Raw genomic sequence first — 16,103 nt, forward strand, 5'->3', positions numbered from 1 at the left:
TAAGGCTCCCAGTAGACGACTGGGTTGATAGGCCGGATGTGGAAGCCCTGTAAGGGGTGGAGCTGACCGGTACTAATAGGCCGAGGGCTTGTCCTCAGTTGCTCGCGTCCACTGTGTGGTTCTGAAACAACCAGCTACCACACTCCCGTACCACCGTCAGGTGGTGTGTGTGGGGTGTGGTGTGTGTTTCATGGTGTTTCGGTGGTCATAGCGTTAGGGAAACGCCCGGTTACATTCCGAACCCGGAAGCTAAGCCTTTCAGCGCCGATGGTACTGCAGGGGGGACCCTGTGGGAGAGTAGGACACCGCCGAACAATCTTTGATAGAGTGTCAGCCCCCGTGCCATGCACGGGGGCTGACGCTTTTCTGCGTTCTGCCACCCTGTCGCGACCGTTTTCCGGTACCGGCGGTGTCTGTACCGGTGAGGATGGACGCATGCGGGTGTGAGGAGGGCCGACATGGCGGACGCGGCTGACGTGCTGGAGCTGGCGCGGGCGGGGGACGGCGATGCTTTCCGACGACTGACGGAGCCGTACCGGCGGGAGTTGCAGCTGCACTGCTACCGGATCCTCGGGTCGTTGCAGGACGCCGAGGACGTTCTGCAGGAGACGCTGCTGGCGGCCTGGCGCGGGCTCGACGGTTTCGAGGGCCGGGCCTCGGTGCGGACCTGGCTCTACCGGATCGCGACCAATTGCTGCCTGAACGCGCTGCGCGCCGGCGACCGGCGCCGGCAGCGCGAAGGCACCCGCTCACCGCTGGAGGTTCCGTTGCCCGAGCCGACACGCCACCGCGCCGGGCCGTCGTGGTGGGAACCGTATCCGGACACCCTGCTCGCCGACCTGCCCGACCGGGCGCCGGGGCCTGAGGCGCGGTACGAGACCAGGGAGGCGGTCTCGCTTGCCTTCCTGACGGGGCTGCAGCAACTGCCGCCGCGGCAGCGGGCCGTGCTGGTGCTGCGCGACGTGATGGGCTTCAGGGCCGCGGAGGTGGCCGGGATGCTCGACACCACCGAGAACGCGGTGACCAACGCGCTCAAGCGGGCGCGGGCCGCACTGGCGGCGGAGTTGCCGGGCCCCGATCGGGAGCGGGCGCCGCTGCCCGGGTCGGCGCGGGAGCGGCGGGTGGTGGAGGCCTTCGCGCGGGCCTTCGAGGCCGGGGACGTGGACGCGATCCTGGCCCTGCTCACCGACGACGTATGGCTGACGATGCCGCCGCTGGACATGGAGTACCAGGGGCACGCGGCCGTCGGCCACTTCCTGCGGTCCGTCGTCCTGAGCGCCGGCCGCAGCTACGTGCTGCTGCCTGTTCGGGCGAACGGGCAGCCGGCGTTCGGCTTCTACCGGCGGGACCGGGGTTCGGCGATCGTGCATGCGCACGGGGTCCTGCTGCTGACCCTGTCGGGTGACCGTGTCGCGGCGATCACCAGGTTCGTCGACAACGGGTTGCTGCCGCAGTTCGGGCTGTCGAGGTCGCTGCGGGAGTAATAGCCGGGGCGGCCGTGGCGGTCAGGGCCGGCGGGTCTGGTCGACCAGGGTCGCCGTCGCCCGGTCGAGCAGGTCGCACAGCGCCGCGTGCTCAGCGGCGCTGAAGGTGTCGGAGAGCTGCCGTTCCAGGATGTTGACCTCCTGGTAGGCGTGGTCGAGCAGGGCGGTCCCGGCGGGGGTGAGGCGGGCGATCAGCACTTTCGCGTGGACGGGCGAGGGTTCGCGGCGGATCAGGTCCTTGCCCTGGAGGGTGGTCAGGACGGTGGCCATGGTCTGCTGCGTGACACCGCAGGCGCGGGCGAGTTGGGCGCCCGACATGCCGTCCTCGCGGGAGAGGGCGAGCAGCACGGTGTACTGCGTCATGGTCAGGCCGTAGCCGCGCAGCACGGCCTCGTGGTGGGCCATGAGGGCCTGTTCCGCGCGGCGGATGCGGGTGCACAGGTATTCCTCGACGGGGGCGTCGGCCATGGTCCGACCCTTTCTCATCTCTCTGAGTTGACTCAGGTTCCTGATACTGCTTGGATCGGCCGTGGCCGAGGAGTCTCAGGATACTGAGTCGACGCAAGGAGCTGAGCATGAAGGCTGTCGTGCTGGACGCGGCGCGGAGCGGGGCGGACGCGGGCGGGCGCTATCGGTTGGACGACGTGCCCGAGCCGGTGCCCGGGCCCGGGGAGGTCGCCGTACGCGTCGCCTACGCGGGGGTGCAGTGGGGTGACGTCCTGGTGCGGGACGGGCACATCCCGCTGGCGCGGCCCTTCGTGCCCGGATTCGAGGCGGCGGGGCAGATCGTCTCGGTCGGCGAGGGGGTCGCGCGCGAGCGGGTCGGGGAGGAGGTCGTCGCCCTCGTCTACGGCGGGGCCTGCGCGGAGGTCGTGGTCGCGCCGGACGCGCTGGCCCTCGGTATCGGCGGGGCGCCGCTGCGGGACGCCGCCGGGCTGGGATGGGCGGGGCCGACCGCGTACGACCTGGTCGGGCAGGTGGGGCGGGTGCGGGAGGGGGACCGCGTGCTCATCCACGCGGCCGCGGGCGGGGTCGGGACGCTCGCGGCGCAACTGGCTCGCGCGGCGGGGGCGGCGGAGGTCGTCGGGGTGGCCGGGAGCCCGGAGCGGGCGGCGTATGCGGGGGACTTCGGCTTCGACCGGGTCGTGCTCAGGGACGCCTTCCCCGAGGTGTTCGGGAAGGAGGGCTTCGACATCGTCCTCGACCCCGTCGGCGGTGCCACCCGGACGGCGAACGTCGCGCTGCTCGCGCCGCACGGGCGGCTGGCCGTCTACGGGAACCTGGCGGGCCACGAACCCGTCGAGGTCTCGGCCGACGAGCTGCTCATGCGGGGGCTTTCCGTGCTGGCCTACAACAGCGCCCTGCTGAGCCGTACGCATCCCGCGCGGCTTGCCGCGAGCGCGCGGCATGTCCTCGGCCTCCTGGCGGACGGGCGCATCCGTGTCGGGCTCGGGGACGAGCCGGGCCTCGACGGTGCGGGCGGCGCCGTCTCCCGCCTCGCGGCCGGCGCCGGTGCGCCCGGCAGGACGCTGCTCCGCGTGGGGTGAGGCCGGTCCCCGTGCGCTGCCCCGTCTTTCCGTTGTCGCGGACTGTCCGCCGGCGGGTGCCTGTCGCGCGATACCCAGCGCCCCTGTGCGGCGCGCCCTCACAGCAAGGGGCGGACGCTCTGCCGGAGGACCGTGTGGGTGCCGAGCAGGTGGCGGGACTGGGTGGTGGGGCGGGGGGTCGTCTCGGCCAGGGCGAGGCGGACGGCTTCCCGGCCCAGCTCGTAGGCGGGGATGTTGACCGTGGTCAGCGGGGGGTTGAGGTCCTGGGCGAGGCCGTCGTTGTTGTAGCCGACGACGGAGATGTCGTCGGGGGTGCGCAGGCCGTACTCGCGCATCGCGGCCATCGCGCCCGCGGCGGCCTGGTCGTCGCCGGCGAAGACGGCGGTGAAGGCGGGGCGGCCGTCGCAGTCGGCGAGGATCCGGCGCATGGCGGCGTAGCCGTGGGCGCGGCCGAGGCCGACGCCGGCGATGCGTTCGGCGGACGGGGGCAGGCCGTGGTCGGCGAGGGCGCGGCGGTAGCCGGCGATGCGGGGCTCGACGGTGGTGTGGCCGGGCATGGTGCCGAGGTAGAGGATGTCGCGGTGGCCGGCGGAGAGCAGGTGGCTGACGACGGCGTAGGCGCCGGCCTCGTTGTCGTACTCGATGACGAGGACGGGCATGTCGGAGCTGGGCGCGGGCCGGCCGCACAGGACCAGGCGGGAGCCGGCGGCGGCCAGGCCGTGGGCGTATTCGGTGAGTCGGGCCTGGTAGTGCTCGTCCTCGACGGCGCCGCCGACCAGGACGACGAATTCGGAGCGCTGCTCGCGCATCATCTGGACCAGGGCCAGTTCGCGGGCCTCGTCGCCGCCGTGGCTGCAGACCATGCACAGCCGGCCGCGCGCGGCGGCCTCCTGCTCGACGCCCTGGGCGACGGTGGCGTAGAAGGCGCTGTCCACGGAGGAGACGATGACGGCCACGGTCTTGGGGCCGGTGCCGGCCAGGGCCCGGGCGCGGCCGTCGATGACGTAGTCGAGGTCCTTGACGGCCCGCAGCACCTTGGCGCGGGCGGCCGCGGACGTCGGGTAGTTGCCGGCCAGTACCCGCGAGACGGTGGCGACCGAGACGCCCGCCCGGTCCGCGACGTCGCGGATGGTGACGCGGCGGGTGCCGCCGCCGGTCGCGCTCGGCCCTATGGTGCCGGGCCCTGGTGAAGTCTCCGCCATCTGCGCCATCCGATGTCCCCGGCGTGCCGGTGTCCGTTGCGTGCCGGTGTCCGTTACGGCCGCGCCGCCGACCAGCGTAATGGCCCTGGTGCGGCGGCGTGGGTCCGTACATGTCAGTGGTTTGAGGCGTAGTCCTTGGCATAGTCCGCGGCGATCTGGTCCAGGCCCATATTGCGCATCTTTTTGACCGTGTCGTCCCAGGCGCTCAGCGGTTTGCGGCCGGCGATGATGGAGCCGACGGTGTCGGTCCGCAGGGTGTCGATGGACGCGCCGACCCGGCTGTTGGTCTCCGACTGCAGGCCGAAGCTGGGGTTGCGCACCAGCATCGGGGCGATCTTGAGCTGCCAGGCGTGGTTGCGCTTGACGACGTCGGGGCGGCCGGGCAGGTAGAGCACCTGCGGGGCGTCGCACAGGTACTTGAAGGGCAGCTGCACCGGGTTCTCGACCAGGCCCAGGTCGGTGGCGATGGGCGAGCCGTTCTGGTCGCGGGTGAAGTGCGTGCCCTCGACGCCGAAGTGGTTCAGCTCGTACTCCTTGGTGCCGAAGGGCGACGCCAGGTAGTCAAGCACTCGCAGGATCAGCTTGATGCGGTCCGGTGCGGCCTTCTTCAGCGCGGTGTAGCCCCAGGCGCCCTTCGCCCGCTGCATGCCGGGCTTGGCCCCGTTGCCGGGCGTGTACGGGACGGCCGCGTCGAGGACGAAGGCGTCCTTGATGTTGGGGACGGAGGTGCTGAGCGCGCCGAAGCCGTCGACCATCGAGGCGACGGTGCCGTTGTAGAAGAAGGTCTTGGTGTCGACCGTGGAGGTGCCGAGCACGTTGGGGTTGTAGAGCCCGGCCTTGCGCAGCTTGGCCATGAACTCCAGCGACGCGCGGTATTCGTCGGTGCTGTACGCGCTGACGAAGGAGCCGCCGTCGAGCTTCCACCCCTGGGGGGCTCCGAAGGCCATGCTGTGCATGGTCTCGCCGAACAGCAGCGGCGCGGACGAGCCGAGCCCGTACTTCTTGCCGTGGGTGGCGGCCTTCGCGACGGCCATGAAGTCGTCGGAGGTCCAGCCGTCCTTCATGCCGGCCGCGGTGAAGACGTCGTCGTTGATCCACAGGCAGTTGCCGGGCGCGGAGCGCTGGACGGGCACGCCGTAGATGCGGCCGCCGATGTGGCCCATGTCCTGCCAGACGTACGTCGGCAGGTTCGCCAGGTTCGGGTATGCCTTGATCGCGTCGCCGGAGAGGTAGTCGGACAGGTCGGCGCACTTGGACGCGACGAAGTCGGCCTCGCGGGGCAGAGTGTGGCCGCCGCCGAAGTTGACCACGTCGGGCAGGTCGTTGCCGGCCATCATGGTGGCCATCTTCGTCATGTAGTCGGCGTCGGGCACGACGGTGAACTCGATGGTCACCCCCAGCGCCTCGTTGATCGCCGCCCAGAACTTGTTCTGCGCGGCGGGCTTGGGCGGGGTGCCGTAGGTGATCGACATGACCTTGATCGTCTCGCCCTTGCCCGGCTTGTCCTGGACCGCGCTGACCAGGTTCTTCGGGTACGACAGGTAGCCGGGCTGTATGCCGTCCGCGGTGCCCGGCAGGTCCGGCGCGGGGCCGGCGAAGGGGACGTACGCCGGCCAGGGGGCGAGCTTCTTCCCGGCGTTGCCCACGTCGTGCCGGGCCGGCGAGGTGGAGCAGGCGGCGAGGACGGACGGGGCGGCCACGGCGGCGCCACCTGCGGCGATCGAGCGCAGCAGCGTACGCCGCGAGAACGACGAGGTACTCACGGTGGGTCCTTTCTGACGGAGGGGTGCTAGCTCTTGACGGCGCCGGTGAGCACGCCCTTGGTGAAGTACTTCTGCAGGAAGGGGTAGACGAGCAGGATCGGTACGGTGGCGACCACCAGGACGGCCATCTGGATGGTCTGCGGCGCGGCGACCGCGCTCGCGTCGCCCGCGGCGGAGTCGGCGAGCTGCGAGCCGCCGACGACGTAGGTCCGCAGCACCTGCTGGAGCGGCCAGTGGTCGGAGTCGAGATAGATCGAGGCGTAGAACCAGGCGTTCCAGTACGAGACCGCGTAGAAGAGCCCGACGACCGCCAGGGCCGCCTTGGACAGCGGCAGCACGATGCGGCGCAGGATCAGCCACTCGCCGGCCCCGTCGAGCCGGGCCGCCTCGTACAGCTCCTCGGGGACGGACTGGAAGAAGCCGCGCAGGACCACCAGGTTGAAGACGTTGACCAGCACCGGGGCGACCAGCGAGCCGTAGCTGTTGAGCAGGTGCAGGCCCTTGATCAGCAGGAAGCCGGGGATCATGCCGGGCGGGAAGAGGAAGGTGAAGAGGATCAGCAGCAGGATCGGCTTGCCGCCGAAGACGTCGCGGCGGCTGAGGGCGTAGGCCAGGCCGATGGTGCAGGCAAGGCTCGCGGCGGTGCCGATGACCGTGACGCCGGCGCTGACCCACAGGGCGTGGGTGACGATGCCGCCGTCGAAGAGCTCGCGGTAGGCGTTCAGCGTGGGATGCTGCGGCCACAGCACCCAGCCGCCGTTCGCGACGACCTCGGCGTTGGACGCGAAGCTGGTCGACACGATGATCAGGAAGGGCACGGTGACCAGCAGGACGACGGCGGCCAGCGCGACCGCCTTGGCCGCCTGGGTGGCGGGCTTCGGCCGCTCCCTCCACGCCGGTCGTGCGGGCTGCCTGCGTGCGCTCCCCGTCCGGCGGAGGCCTTGCGCGGCGCTGCTCATCGGTAGACCCCCTGCTCTCCGAGGCGGTGGGCGACCTTGTTGGCGGCGAAGACGAGGGCGGCGCCCACGACGCCCTTGAACAGGCCGGCCGCGGCGGCGTAACCGTAGTCGCCGCCTACCAGGCCCTTGTAGTAGACGAAGGTGTCGATGACCTCGGCGGCGTCCGGACCGACCGAGGCGCGTTGCAGCAGCATCTGCTCGAAGCCGACGGACAGGATGTCGCCGAGGCGCATGATCAGCAGCAGCACGATGATCGGCCGCACGGACGGCAGGGTGATGTGCCAGAACCGGCGCCACGGGCCGGCCCCGTCTATTGCCGCGGCTTCGTACTGCTGCTCGTCCACCTGGGTGAGCGCGGCCAGGAAGATGATCGTGCCCCAGCCGCAGTCCTTCCAGATCACCTCGGCGATGACCAGCGGCTTGAACGCCCCTGGATTGCCGATGACGTCCACGGTGTGCAGATGGGCGTCGCCCAGCACGTTGTTGAGCAGGCCGGTCTCGCCGAGCACCTGCTGGAAGACCGCGACCACGATCACCCAGGACAGGAAGTGCGGCAGGTAGGCCACCGACTGTACGAACTTGCGGACGCTGTCGCGCGTCAGGCTGTGCAGCAGCATGGCCAGCGCGATCGGCACGGGGAAGAAGAAGACCAGTTGCAGCAGCGCGATCCATACGGTGTTGAGGACCGCGGACCAGAAGTCCGGGTCGCCGAACATCTTCTGGAAGTTGTCCAGGCCCACCCACTGGCTGGCCCACAGGCCGTCGAAGGGGACGTAGTCCTTGAACGCGATGACGTTGCCCGCCAGCGCGCCGTAGTGGAAGACCAGGAAATACGCCACGCCGGGAGCCATGAGTGCCAGCAGCACCCAGTCCCTGCGCAGCCTTGTGAGGCGCGTCCCGCGCCCCTTCCGCCCGGCCCGTCGGTCTGCACCGGACGCACCTGCCGCCCCTGTGCGGCCGGTGGCGTCCCGTTCGGCAATCGCCATCGCGTCCTCCTCGACGCCTAAGGTGGGGGGAAACTAAACCGGTTACTACGACGTGGTCAACCCCTCGCGCAACAGATGACGTTGACCCGCTGATGGGGCGGGCCTAATCTGAGGGCGTCAGGAAGTAACCGATTACACGTGAGGGGCAGACATGGCGGAGCGGCCGAAGCTGGTGCTGGCGATGCGGCAGGACATCCTGGACCTGGTCCTTCCGGCCCCGCTGCGCGCCCGGCTCGACACGCTGGCCGACGTCCACCCGCTGCTCGTCACCGACGCGGCGACGCGCGAGGCGGGCGACGCGCTCGCCACCGCGGAGGTCCTGCTCACCGGATGGGGGGCGCCCGAGATCGACGCGGGACTGCTCGCCCGCGCGCCCCGGCTCGGCGCGGTCATCCACGCCGCCGGCACCGTCAAGCACCATGTGCACCCGGTGGTCTGGGAGCGGGGGATCGCCGTGTCGTCGGCCGCCGACGCCAACGCCGGGCCGGTGGTCGACTTCACCATGGCCACGGTGGTCCTGGCGGCCCGGCGCACCCTCGGCGCCGCAGCGGACTACCGCCGCGGGCGGCTGCCCAGCTACCCCGAACGGCGCGGGGCGGACGGCGCCGTCGTCGGCGTCATCGGCGCGTCACGCATCGGGCGCGGCGTCATCGCCCGGCTCCTCGCCGCGGACGCCGGCTTCCAGGTGCTGCTGGCCGACCCGTACGTCACCGCGGCGGACGCCGCCGCCCTCGGCGTACGCCTGGTCGACCTCGACGAGCTGTGCGCGGCCTCCGACATCGTCACCGTCCACGCGCCCGACCTGCCCGAGACCCGGCACCTGCTCGACGCCCGCCGCCTGGGACTGCTGCGGGACGGGGCGGCCGTCATCAACACGGCGAGGGGGCGGCTCGTCGACACCGAGGCGCTGGCGCTGGCCTGCGCGGCAGGGCGGCTCGACGCGTACCTCGACGTGACCGATCCCGAGCCGCTGCCTGTGGAGCACGTGCTCCACAGGCTGCCCAATGTGCTGCTGACTCCGCACATTGCCGGGTGCCAGGGGTCCGAGGTCCAGCGCCTCGGCGCTTACGCGGTTGCCGAGGTGGAGCGGTTCGCTCGCCACGAGGCGCTGCTCGGCGCCGTGCGGGCGGGGGATCTCGCGCGTATCGCTTAGCGCGCGCTTTGGGGGTGGGGTGCCCCGTGGGGTGTATCGCTTGACCGCGGCTGTCGGGTCGGGGGTCAGGGGAGGGGGATGGCGTCCGGGAGGGGGGAAGGGGGGTCGCCCAGGGTGAGACGGAGGTCGGCGCTCGGCCAGAGGGGGGCGGGCCAGCGGGCCAGGGCCTGTTCGGGGGAGCGGAGGACAGCGAGGGTGGGGAGGCCGGCCGCGGTGCCGGTGGACAGCAGGGTGGGGAGATCCGGGGCCGGGGCGAGGGCCGCGATGTCGTCCAGCACGAAGGTCAGTGGTGGGTCGAGCCGGCCGGCGGATGACCCTGCGGCCATGCGCCGGCCGTGCTCGACCACGCTGGAGACGAGTGCGGTGAGCAGGGGCATCGCACCCAGGTGGGTACGCGGATCCTCGATCCGCTCGCCCACCACGTAAAGCGTTCCCCTTTCCGCGCCCCACGACTCCAGGTCGAGGCCTCCGGTACGCGGCGGATTGCACGCGTCGCGGATGTGCACGGAATTCAGCGGCTCCAGCGTCTGCCGGATCAGCGCCTGGGCGGCGTCCCGCCGTTCGGGGCGGGCGTGCAGCACCGACTCCAGCTCGCCGCTCCAGCCGGAGGCGGCGCCGGTGTCGGTGCGCAGGATGCGGACCGCGTCGGCGGCCGCGGGGCCGCCCGCCGCCCAGCGGTGGACCTGGCGGAAGGGGCGGCCGTCGACGGCCGCCGCGTGCAGCCAGCAGCGCAGCAAGGTGACCGCGGTGGTGTGCACGATGGCCTCGTCGGCGCGTGCCGTACGCAGCGGTGCCAGGAGCGCCGCGGCGCGTATCCCGGCGGTGCCGGGGCGTTCGCAGCCGCCGTGCGGCGCCCAGCGCAGCCGCCCGGGGACGTCGAGCAGGTGCGCGGGGTCGTAGACGTGGACCGGGCCGAGCTTGCTGCGGTTGCCGACGGTCTGGTGGTACGTGTCCGGGTCGGCGGTGGTGACCAGCACCGGGCCGGCCGCGGCCAGGACGGCGGGCTGCACGACGCGCTTGGCCTGGTCGCCGCGGGGCCCGGCGAACAGCGCGTAGGTGCGGGTGACCTCGCCGCCGTCGAGAACGGCGGGGCGCGGTCCGCGTGCGGCCGGGTGCGGGTCGGCGCCGACCGCGGGCAGTTCGGTGGTGACCGGGTCCGCGGCCCGGGGCGGCACGGCCTGCGGCACCGTACGGAACCAGGCGTCGAGGCCGTCCCCGTCGGCGTGGCCCTTGCCCCGCCCGCCGTACATTGCGCCGGGCTGCTCCCCGTAGCCCTGGACGTCGCCCTGGACGTTGCTGCGTAGGTTGTCGCGGCCCCTGCGGCGTGGCGCGGGCAGCGCAGTGGCCGCGACCGGCTCGGGCGGCGGGGCGGCCTGGCGGCGCGGGCCGCGCTCGCCGCGGGAGCGCAGCCGCGCCACGGCGTTCAGCACCCACACCGCGACCACGAAGAGCACCATGAACTGCCCGACGAGGATGCCCCAGAACAGCCCCGCCCGCGGCAGTTCGCCGGGCTTGGCGCCGGGCCAGGCCGCCGGGATGTCGTGCGGCCGGCTGATCAGCTCGCGCATCGCCCGCGGGGTGCGGGTGAAATGCGCGTCACCCGGCCACGACCCGTGCGCGAGGACCGCCGCGATGCCGGTCGCCGTCCACACCAGCAGGGTGACGCCCAGCAGGAACGCGATGACGCCGACGATCAGCCCGTCGGGCAGACCGCCGCTCTGCTCCCGCTTCTGCGCCGCCATCTCACGCCACCGCGTCGTCGGCCAATTGCTTGGCGAGTGCGGCCTGCGCCGCGGCATGGGCATCCGCGCGGGCCTCGGCCTCGGCTTCCGCGGCGGCCTCCGCGGCGATGCCGGCGGCGTGCTGCACCGAGGTCTCGGTCATGGCGCGGTCGGTGAAGACCAGCGGGCGCTCGGTCTCGGTGATCAGGTGCTTGACCACCTGCACATTGCCGTTGACGTCCCATACGGCGATGCCGGGGGTCAGCGTCGGGATGATCTCCACCGCCCAGCGCGGCAGCCCGAGCACCCGCCCGGTGGCGCGCGCCTCGTCGGCCTTCTGGGCGTAGATGGTGCGGGTGGAGGCCATCTTCAGGATCGCCGCGGCCTCCTTCGCCGCGGCCCCGTCGACCACGTCGGACAGGTGGTGGACGACGGCGACGAAGGACAGGCCGAGCCGGCGGCCGAACTTCAGCAGCCGCTGGAAGAGCTGCGCCACGAAAGGCGAGTTGATGATGTGCCAGGCCTCCTCGACCAGGAAGATGCGCTTCTTCCGGTCGGGGCGGATCCAGGTGTGCTCCAGCCATACCCCGACGATCGCCATCAGGATCGGCATGGCGATGGAGTTGCGGTCGATGTGCGACAGGTCGAAGACGATCAGCGGCGAGTCCAGGTCGATGCCGGCGCTGGTCGGCCCGTCGAACATGCCGCGCAGGTCGCCGTCGACCAGCCGGTCGAGCACCAGGGCCACGTCCAGGCCCCAGGCCCGCACATCGTCCAGAGCGACGTTCATCGCCTCGGCGGACTCCGGCATCGGGTGCCGCAGCCGGTCCACGATGTCGGTGAGGATCGGCTGGCGGTCCGTCACCGTCTCGGCCACGTAGGCGTGCGCGACCTTCAGGGCGAAGCCGGACCGCTCGTCCAGGCCGCGGCCCATCGCCACCTCGATGATGGTGCGCAGCAGCGCCAGCTGCCCGGTCACGGTGATCGCCGGGTCCAGCGGGTTGAGCTTGATGCCGCCGTCCAGGGCGGCCATCGGGTCGAGCCGGATCGGGGTCAGGCCCATGGCCCTGGCGATCAGGTTCCACTCGCCGACGCCGTCCTCGCCCTGCGCGTCGAGCACCACGACCTGCCGGTCGCGGAAGCGCAGCTGGCGCAGCACGTACGTCTTCTCCAGCGCCGACTTGCCGTTGCCCGACTCGCCGAGCACCAGCCAGTGCGGGGCGGGCAGCTGCTGGCCGTAGAGCTGGAAGGGATCGTAGATGTAGCCCTTGCCCGAGTAGACCTCGCGGCCGATGATCACCCCGGAGTCGCCGAGTCCGGGCGCCGCGGTGGGCAGGTAGACCGCCTGCGCCTGTCCTGTCGAGGTGCGCACCGGCAGCCGGGTCGACTCGACCCGGCCGAACAGGAAGCCGGTGAAGGCGTCGGTGAGCGCCGCAAGAGGGTCCAGCATGGGCATGGCGGTGGCCTCCTCGTGGCGACGGCTAGCGGCGGATGCCGGTTGCGAACGGCAACGTATTGACGAATGCCCGGTGGTGCTCACGATCGCACCACTCGAGCTTCAAATACGACTTACCGGCCGAAGCGCGGATGGTGCGCTTGTCGCGCGCCAGCGCTTCCGGGGAGCGCGAGGAGACCGTGATGTAACCCACCAGGTTCACCCCCGCGGCACCGCTGGCCAAGTCCTCGCCGCGCTGGTCGATCCGGCCGTGGTGGGCGATGTCCCGCGGGTCGACCGTGCGGTTCATCTTCGCGGCGCGGCTGGCCTCCGCGTCGTCGTTGGTCTTCTCGGTGAGCATCCGCTCGATGGCCACATCGGTCGGCTCCAGGTCCATCGTCACCGCGACCGTGCGGATCACGTCCGGGGTGTGCACCAGCAGCGGCGCCAGGAAATTCACCCCGACCGGTGTCAGCGGCCACTCCTTGACCCAGGCCGTCGCATGGTGCCAGGGCGCGCGGGTCATCGACTCGCGCGTCTTGGCCTGCAGGAAGGTCGGCTCGGTCGCGTCCAGCTCGGCCGGCCAGGCATTGCGCCGGGTCATCGCCTGAATGTGGTCGATCGGGTGGTCGGGGTCGTACATCGAGTGCACCAGCGACGCCAGCCGCGCCTGGCCCAGCGGCTGCCTGACCCGGATGTCGGCCTCGGCGAGCCGGGCGCAGATGTCGTTCAGCTCGCGGGCCATCACCGCGGCCAGGCCGGCGTCCTTGTCGACCTTGGTGCCCCGCACCGCCGTGGCGCGGGCCATCGCGTTGCCCTCGGCGGACAGCTCCCGGGTGAAGTGCATGCACGCGACCAGATACGCCCGGTGCTGCTCGGATGACGTCGACACCATCGACTGGAGCTGCTCGTAGGACTCCTTGAGCCACCGGTCGGCGTCCGGGTCGCCGCGCTGGGCGACGTCCTTGGCGTGCGCGTCGGGGTCGGCGGGCAGCGTACGGGCCAGCATCTGGAGCCGGGTGACGAAACCGTCGCCGTTCGCCACGTGCTTGAGCAGGGTGCCGAACCGCTCGACGAGGGCCTCCTGGTCCTCGCTGTCGCGCAGGCCGACGCCCGGGCCCTCGATCTCGATGGCCGCGGTCACCGTCCGCCGGTCCACGTGCAGCAGCACCGCGATCTCGTCCGGCCCGAAGGGCGCCGCGAGCCAGCTGATCCGGCCGATCCCGGGCGGCGGCCCGACCTCGATCTCCCGCCCGTCCAGCGCGGTTCCGGCCTCCTGGACCGCCGAGCGGTAGGTGGGCGAGACCCGCAGCGTACGGCGGTAGGTGCGGTTGATCTCGAACCAGCGGTAGAACGTACGCCGCCGGTACGGCAGGAAGACCGCGGCCAGTGCCAGCACCGGCCAGCCGATCAGGCCGACGATCCGCAGCAGCAGGAAGGGGACCAGCAGGCCGTTGAGCATGCCGAGCCCGGCGCCGAGCACGATCAGCACGATCTCGCCGGTCTCGCGGTTCTTGCCCACGATCGCGTTGGGTCGTGCCTTGCCGATGAGATAGGTGCGGCGCGGCTGGGTGAAGGGCTGGGTCGTCACCCGCGATCACCTCCCTGCGTGCCGTTGTTCGATCCCTGGTTCGCGCGGAAAGGCGAGCCGAAGCCCCCTCCGCCTTGGCCGCCACCGGGCCGCGGGGGAGGTGCGGCACCGCCGCCGCTCTGGCCGCCGCGGGAGCTGTGCGCGGCCATACCGCCCGCCACCGCGTTCGACGGCTGGGCGCCGCCGCCCTGGGCCTGCTCCTGCGGGCCGCCGCGGGCGCTGTGCGTCTTGATGCCCTGCTTGACCAGAGCTGCGGGCGAGGAGATGACCGCGGCGGCCTGGCTCTGCCCGCCGGCCTTGCGGCCGTTGCGCAGGTTCACCACGTCGTCGCCGAAGCCCGGCACGAAGCGGTAGATCATGAAGCTCGCGAAGATCGCCAGCAGGATGATGGCCAGGCCCGAGACGACCGCGGAGAAGGCGTCGGGCCCGTTGTCGGAGGAGGACAGCGCGCCGGCCAGGCCCAGCACGATCACTATCACCGGTTTGACCAGGATCACCGCGATCATGATGCCCGCCCAGCGCCTGACGTGGTGCCACATGTTCTTGTCCACCAGGCCCGCGTAGACCGCGGTGCCCAGCAGTGCGCCCACGTACAGCAGCGCGGCCCTGATCACCAGTTCGAGCCACAGCACGCCGGCGGCGAGCACCGAGACCATCGACACCACGATCAGCATGATCGGGCCGCCGCCGATGTCGGTGCCCTTGGTCAGGGCGCCGGAGAAGGACCCGAAGAAGACCTGGGTGTCGGACTTGGTGCCCGAGGACACCACGTCGGTCACCGCGTCGGTCGCCGACACCACCGTGTAGAGGATCAGCGGGGTGAAGGCCGACGCCAGCACCGTCAGCCACAGGAAGCCGACCGCCTCGGTCAGCGCCTCGGTCATCGGCGCCCCGCGCACCGCCCGCTTGGCCACCGCGAGCAGCCACAGGATCAGCGTCAGGATGGTGGACGCGGCGAAAACCACGGCATATTGCCGCAGGAAAGCGGTGTTGGTGAAGTCCACCTGCGTCGTCTTCGTCACCGCGGCCGACAGCTTGTCGATCGTCCAGGCGGCGGCATTGGCGCAGCCCTTGGCGAGCGAGGTGAGCGGGTCGAGGGTCTCGTTCGCGGGCGTGTTGGGAGTGGAGGGCGCGCCGTTCGAGCAGTAGGCCTTGGCCGGTCCGACCAGCAGGGAGCACGGGTCCTTGACGGGGGCGCCCGTACCGGCCCGTGCGGACCCGCCAGGTGGCGGCGTCGCGGCCAGGGCCGAGGAGACCGGGCCGGTGCTGAGTGCGAGGACGGCGGCGGCCACGAAGGACCGGCGCAGACGGCTACCTGGCATACGTGAACCCTCCGTAGTCCCGGACCGCGCCGGCGATTTCGTCGGCGGAGGCGGCCTGGTTGTCGGCGGCGACCGGGGCGGGGCCGTCCTTCTGCGAGGAGGACCGGATCTTCCAGTCGCCGCCGGACCAGACCAGCTGCTCGGTGATGGTGAACCAGGCGGTGCTGACCGGCTTGGTGGAGCCGGTGCCGGCCAGGCCGACCAGGTCGGTGCACCAGACCTCGACGGTCTTGGCGTCGGCGGAGGCCGCGCCGGCGCCGGCCGGGTTCGCGGTGACCTTGGTGCCGATCGGCACAGTGCGGGAGACGAAGGTGAAGCCGGCCGGCGCGGCGCCGTCGGCGGTGAGGCCGAGGTTCTTGAGTGCCTGGCCCGAGTAGGCCTGGTCCAGGTCGCCCTGCAGGCCCGCACTGACGGCCGGGTCGTAGATCGAGCCGACGATGCGGTGCCTGCGGTCGGCGACGAACATGTCGGCGGAGCCCAGCGCCACCGCGAAGTTGGCGGCCGCCGACTGGGCGCCCTGGTCGGTGTGCGCGAAGCCCGCCGGAATGCCCGCGCCGCTCTTGCCGTCCACCGGCTTCTGCCCGGTGGGGGCGGTGGGCGCGGTGCCGGAGCCGTGGGCGCCGCCGCTGCCGCTGGAGCCGCCCGTGGTGCCGCTGCCGGTGTCCGTGCCGTCGGCTCCGGCCGACGGGCCGCCGCCGCGGTTGGCGAAGGCCAGGGCGGCGATCAGCAGGACGACGATGCCCACCACGGTGGCCAGGGCGCGCCGGGGCTGGGCGCGGCGGGTGCCGCCGCCGTGGGTCGTGTGGCCCTCCGGCATCCGGGTCCTGGTCGGAGGTCCGTCCTGGCCGAGACTCATCGCGCGGCCGCCCCTCGGGGCGCCGCGGGCGCGCCGGTGGACCGCGTCGGGCGGACGGCTCCGCTGCTTGGTGGAGTGGGCATC

The 16,103-nt window shown here is 71.9% G+C and carries 13 protein-coding genes and 2 rRNA genes; 5 read left to right on the plus strand and 10 right to left on the minus strand.

Annotated features, from left to right (window positions below):
* From BUE44_RS26410 to BUE44_RS26420, 3 genes are all read left to right on the plus strand, one after another.
* Positions 1–96 (plus strand): 23S ribosomal RNA (locus BUE44_RS26410); the annotation flags it as partial.
* Positions 97–197: 101 nt separating this feature from the next.
* A 5S ribosomal RNA gene (rrf, locus tag BUE44_RS26415) occupies positions 198–314 on the plus strand.
* Between the two features lie 144 nt (positions 315–458).
* Complete coding sequence (locus BUE44_RS26420; protein WP_073501508.1) at positions 459–1,484, plus strand: RNA polymerase subunit sigma-70; 1,026 nt, start codon at positions 459–461, stop codon at positions 1,482–1,484.
* A gap of 21 nt (positions 1,485–1,505) precedes the next feature.
* On the opposite strand, the gene BUE44_RS26425 is transcribed toward BUE44_RS26420, so the two are convergent.
* Positions 1,506–1,952: a MarR family winged helix-turn-helix transcriptional regulator gene (locus BUE44_RS26425; protein ID WP_073501509.1), complete on the minus strand. Its 447-nt coding sequence runs from the start codon at positions 1,950–1,952 to the stop codon at positions 1,506–1,508.
* Between the two features lie 107 nt (positions 1,953–2,059).
* On the opposite strand from BUE44_RS26425, the gene BUE44_RS26430 reads away from it, so the two are divergent.
* Complete coding sequence (locus tag BUE44_RS26430) at positions 2,060–3,031, plus strand: quinone oxidoreductase family protein (protein ID WP_073501510.1); 972 nt, start codon at positions 2,060–2,062, stop codon at positions 3,029–3,031.
* A gap of 98 nt (positions 3,032–3,129) precedes the next feature.
* Here BUE44_RS26430 and BUE44_RS26435 read toward each other — a convergent pair whose 3' ends face one another.
* From BUE44_RS26435 to BUE44_RS26450, 4 genes are all read right to left on the minus strand, one after another.
* Positions 3,130–4,233 carry a LacI family DNA-binding transcriptional regulator gene (locus tag BUE44_RS26435; RefSeq protein ID WP_079190116.1) on the minus strand — a complete coding sequence of 368 codons (1,104 nt, stop codon included), beginning with the start codon at positions 4,231–4,233 and terminating at the stop codon, positions 3,130–3,132.
* Positions 4,234–4,346: 113 nt separating this feature from the next.
* Positions 4,347–5,996, minus strand: coding sequence for an extracellular solute-binding protein (locus BUE44_RS26440; protein WP_073501511.1), 1,650 nt, complete (start codon positions 5,994–5,996; stop codon positions 4,347–4,349).
* Positions 5,997–6,022: 26 nt separating this feature from the next.
* The gene (locus BUE44_RS26445) at positions 6,023–6,955 is read right to left on the minus strand and encodes a carbohydrate ABC transporter permease (protein WP_073501512.1); all 933 of its coding nucleotides are present in this window, start codon (positions 6,953–6,955) and stop codon (positions 6,023–6,025) included.
* Complete coding sequence (locus tag BUE44_RS26450; RefSeq protein ID WP_073501608.1) at positions 6,952–7,806, minus strand: ABC transporter permease; 855 nt, start codon at positions 7,804–7,806, stop codon at positions 6,952–6,954. The genes BUE44_RS26445 and BUE44_RS26450 overlap by 4 nt, the downstream gene beginning before the upstream one ends.
* A 286-nt stretch (positions 7,807–8,092) precedes the next feature.
* On the opposite strand from BUE44_RS26450, the gene BUE44_RS26455 reads away from it, so the two are divergent.
* Positions 8,093–9,094: a hydroxyacid dehydrogenase gene (locus tag BUE44_RS26455; protein WP_073501513.1), complete on the plus strand. Its 1,002-nt coding sequence runs from the start codon at positions 8,093–8,095 to the stop codon at positions 9,092–9,094.
* A 65-nt stretch (positions 9,095–9,159) separates the two neighbouring features.
* On the opposite strand, the gene BUE44_RS26460 is transcribed toward BUE44_RS26455, so the two are convergent.
* Genes BUE44_RS26460 through BUE44_RS26480 form a run of 5 tightly spaced genes read right to left on the minus strand, consistent with a single transcriptional unit; the run spans position 9,160 to position 16,019 of the window.
* The gene (locus BUE44_RS26460) at positions 9,160–10,836 is read right to left on the minus strand and encodes a type IV secretory system conjugative DNA transfer family protein (RefSeq protein WP_073501514.1); all 1,677 of its coding nucleotides are present in this window, start codon (positions 10,834–10,836) and stop codon (positions 9,160–9,162) included.
* A 1-nt stretch (position 10,837) separates the two neighbouring features.
* Positions 10,838–12,265 carry an ATP-binding protein gene (locus BUE44_RS26465; RefSeq protein WP_073501609.1) on the minus strand — a complete coding sequence of 476 codons (1,428 nt, stop codon included), beginning with the start codon at positions 12,263–12,265 and terminating at the stop codon, positions 10,838–10,840.
* Positions 12,266–12,296: 31 nt separating this feature from the next.
* Positions 12,297–13,841, minus strand: a complete 1,545-nt coding sequence (locus BUE44_RS26470) for an SCO6880 family protein (protein WP_073501515.1) — start codon at positions 13,839–13,841, stop codon at positions 12,297–12,299.
* Positions 13,838–15,163 carry a hypothetical protein gene (locus BUE44_RS26475; RefSeq protein ID WP_073501516.1) on the minus strand — a complete coding sequence of 442 codons (1,326 nt, stop codon included), beginning with the start codon at positions 15,161–15,163 and terminating at the stop codon, positions 13,838–13,840. Before BUE44_RS26475 ends, BUE44_RS26470 begins: the two co-directional genes overlap by 4 nt.
* Positions 15,153–16,019 (minus strand): hypothetical protein, encoded by an 867-nt coding sequence (locus tag BUE44_RS26480; protein ID WP_073501517.1) that lies wholly within the window; start codon positions 16,017–16,019, stop codon positions 15,153–15,155. The genes BUE44_RS26475 and BUE44_RS26480 overlap by 11 nt, the downstream gene beginning before the upstream one ends.
* Between the last annotated feature and the right edge of the window lie 84 nt (positions 16,020–16,103).

This window comes from Actinacidiphila paucisporea (assembly GCF_900142575.1).
Lineage (GTDB): Bacteria > Actinomycetota > Actinomycetes > Streptomycetales > Streptomycetaceae > Actinacidiphila > Actinacidiphila paucisporea.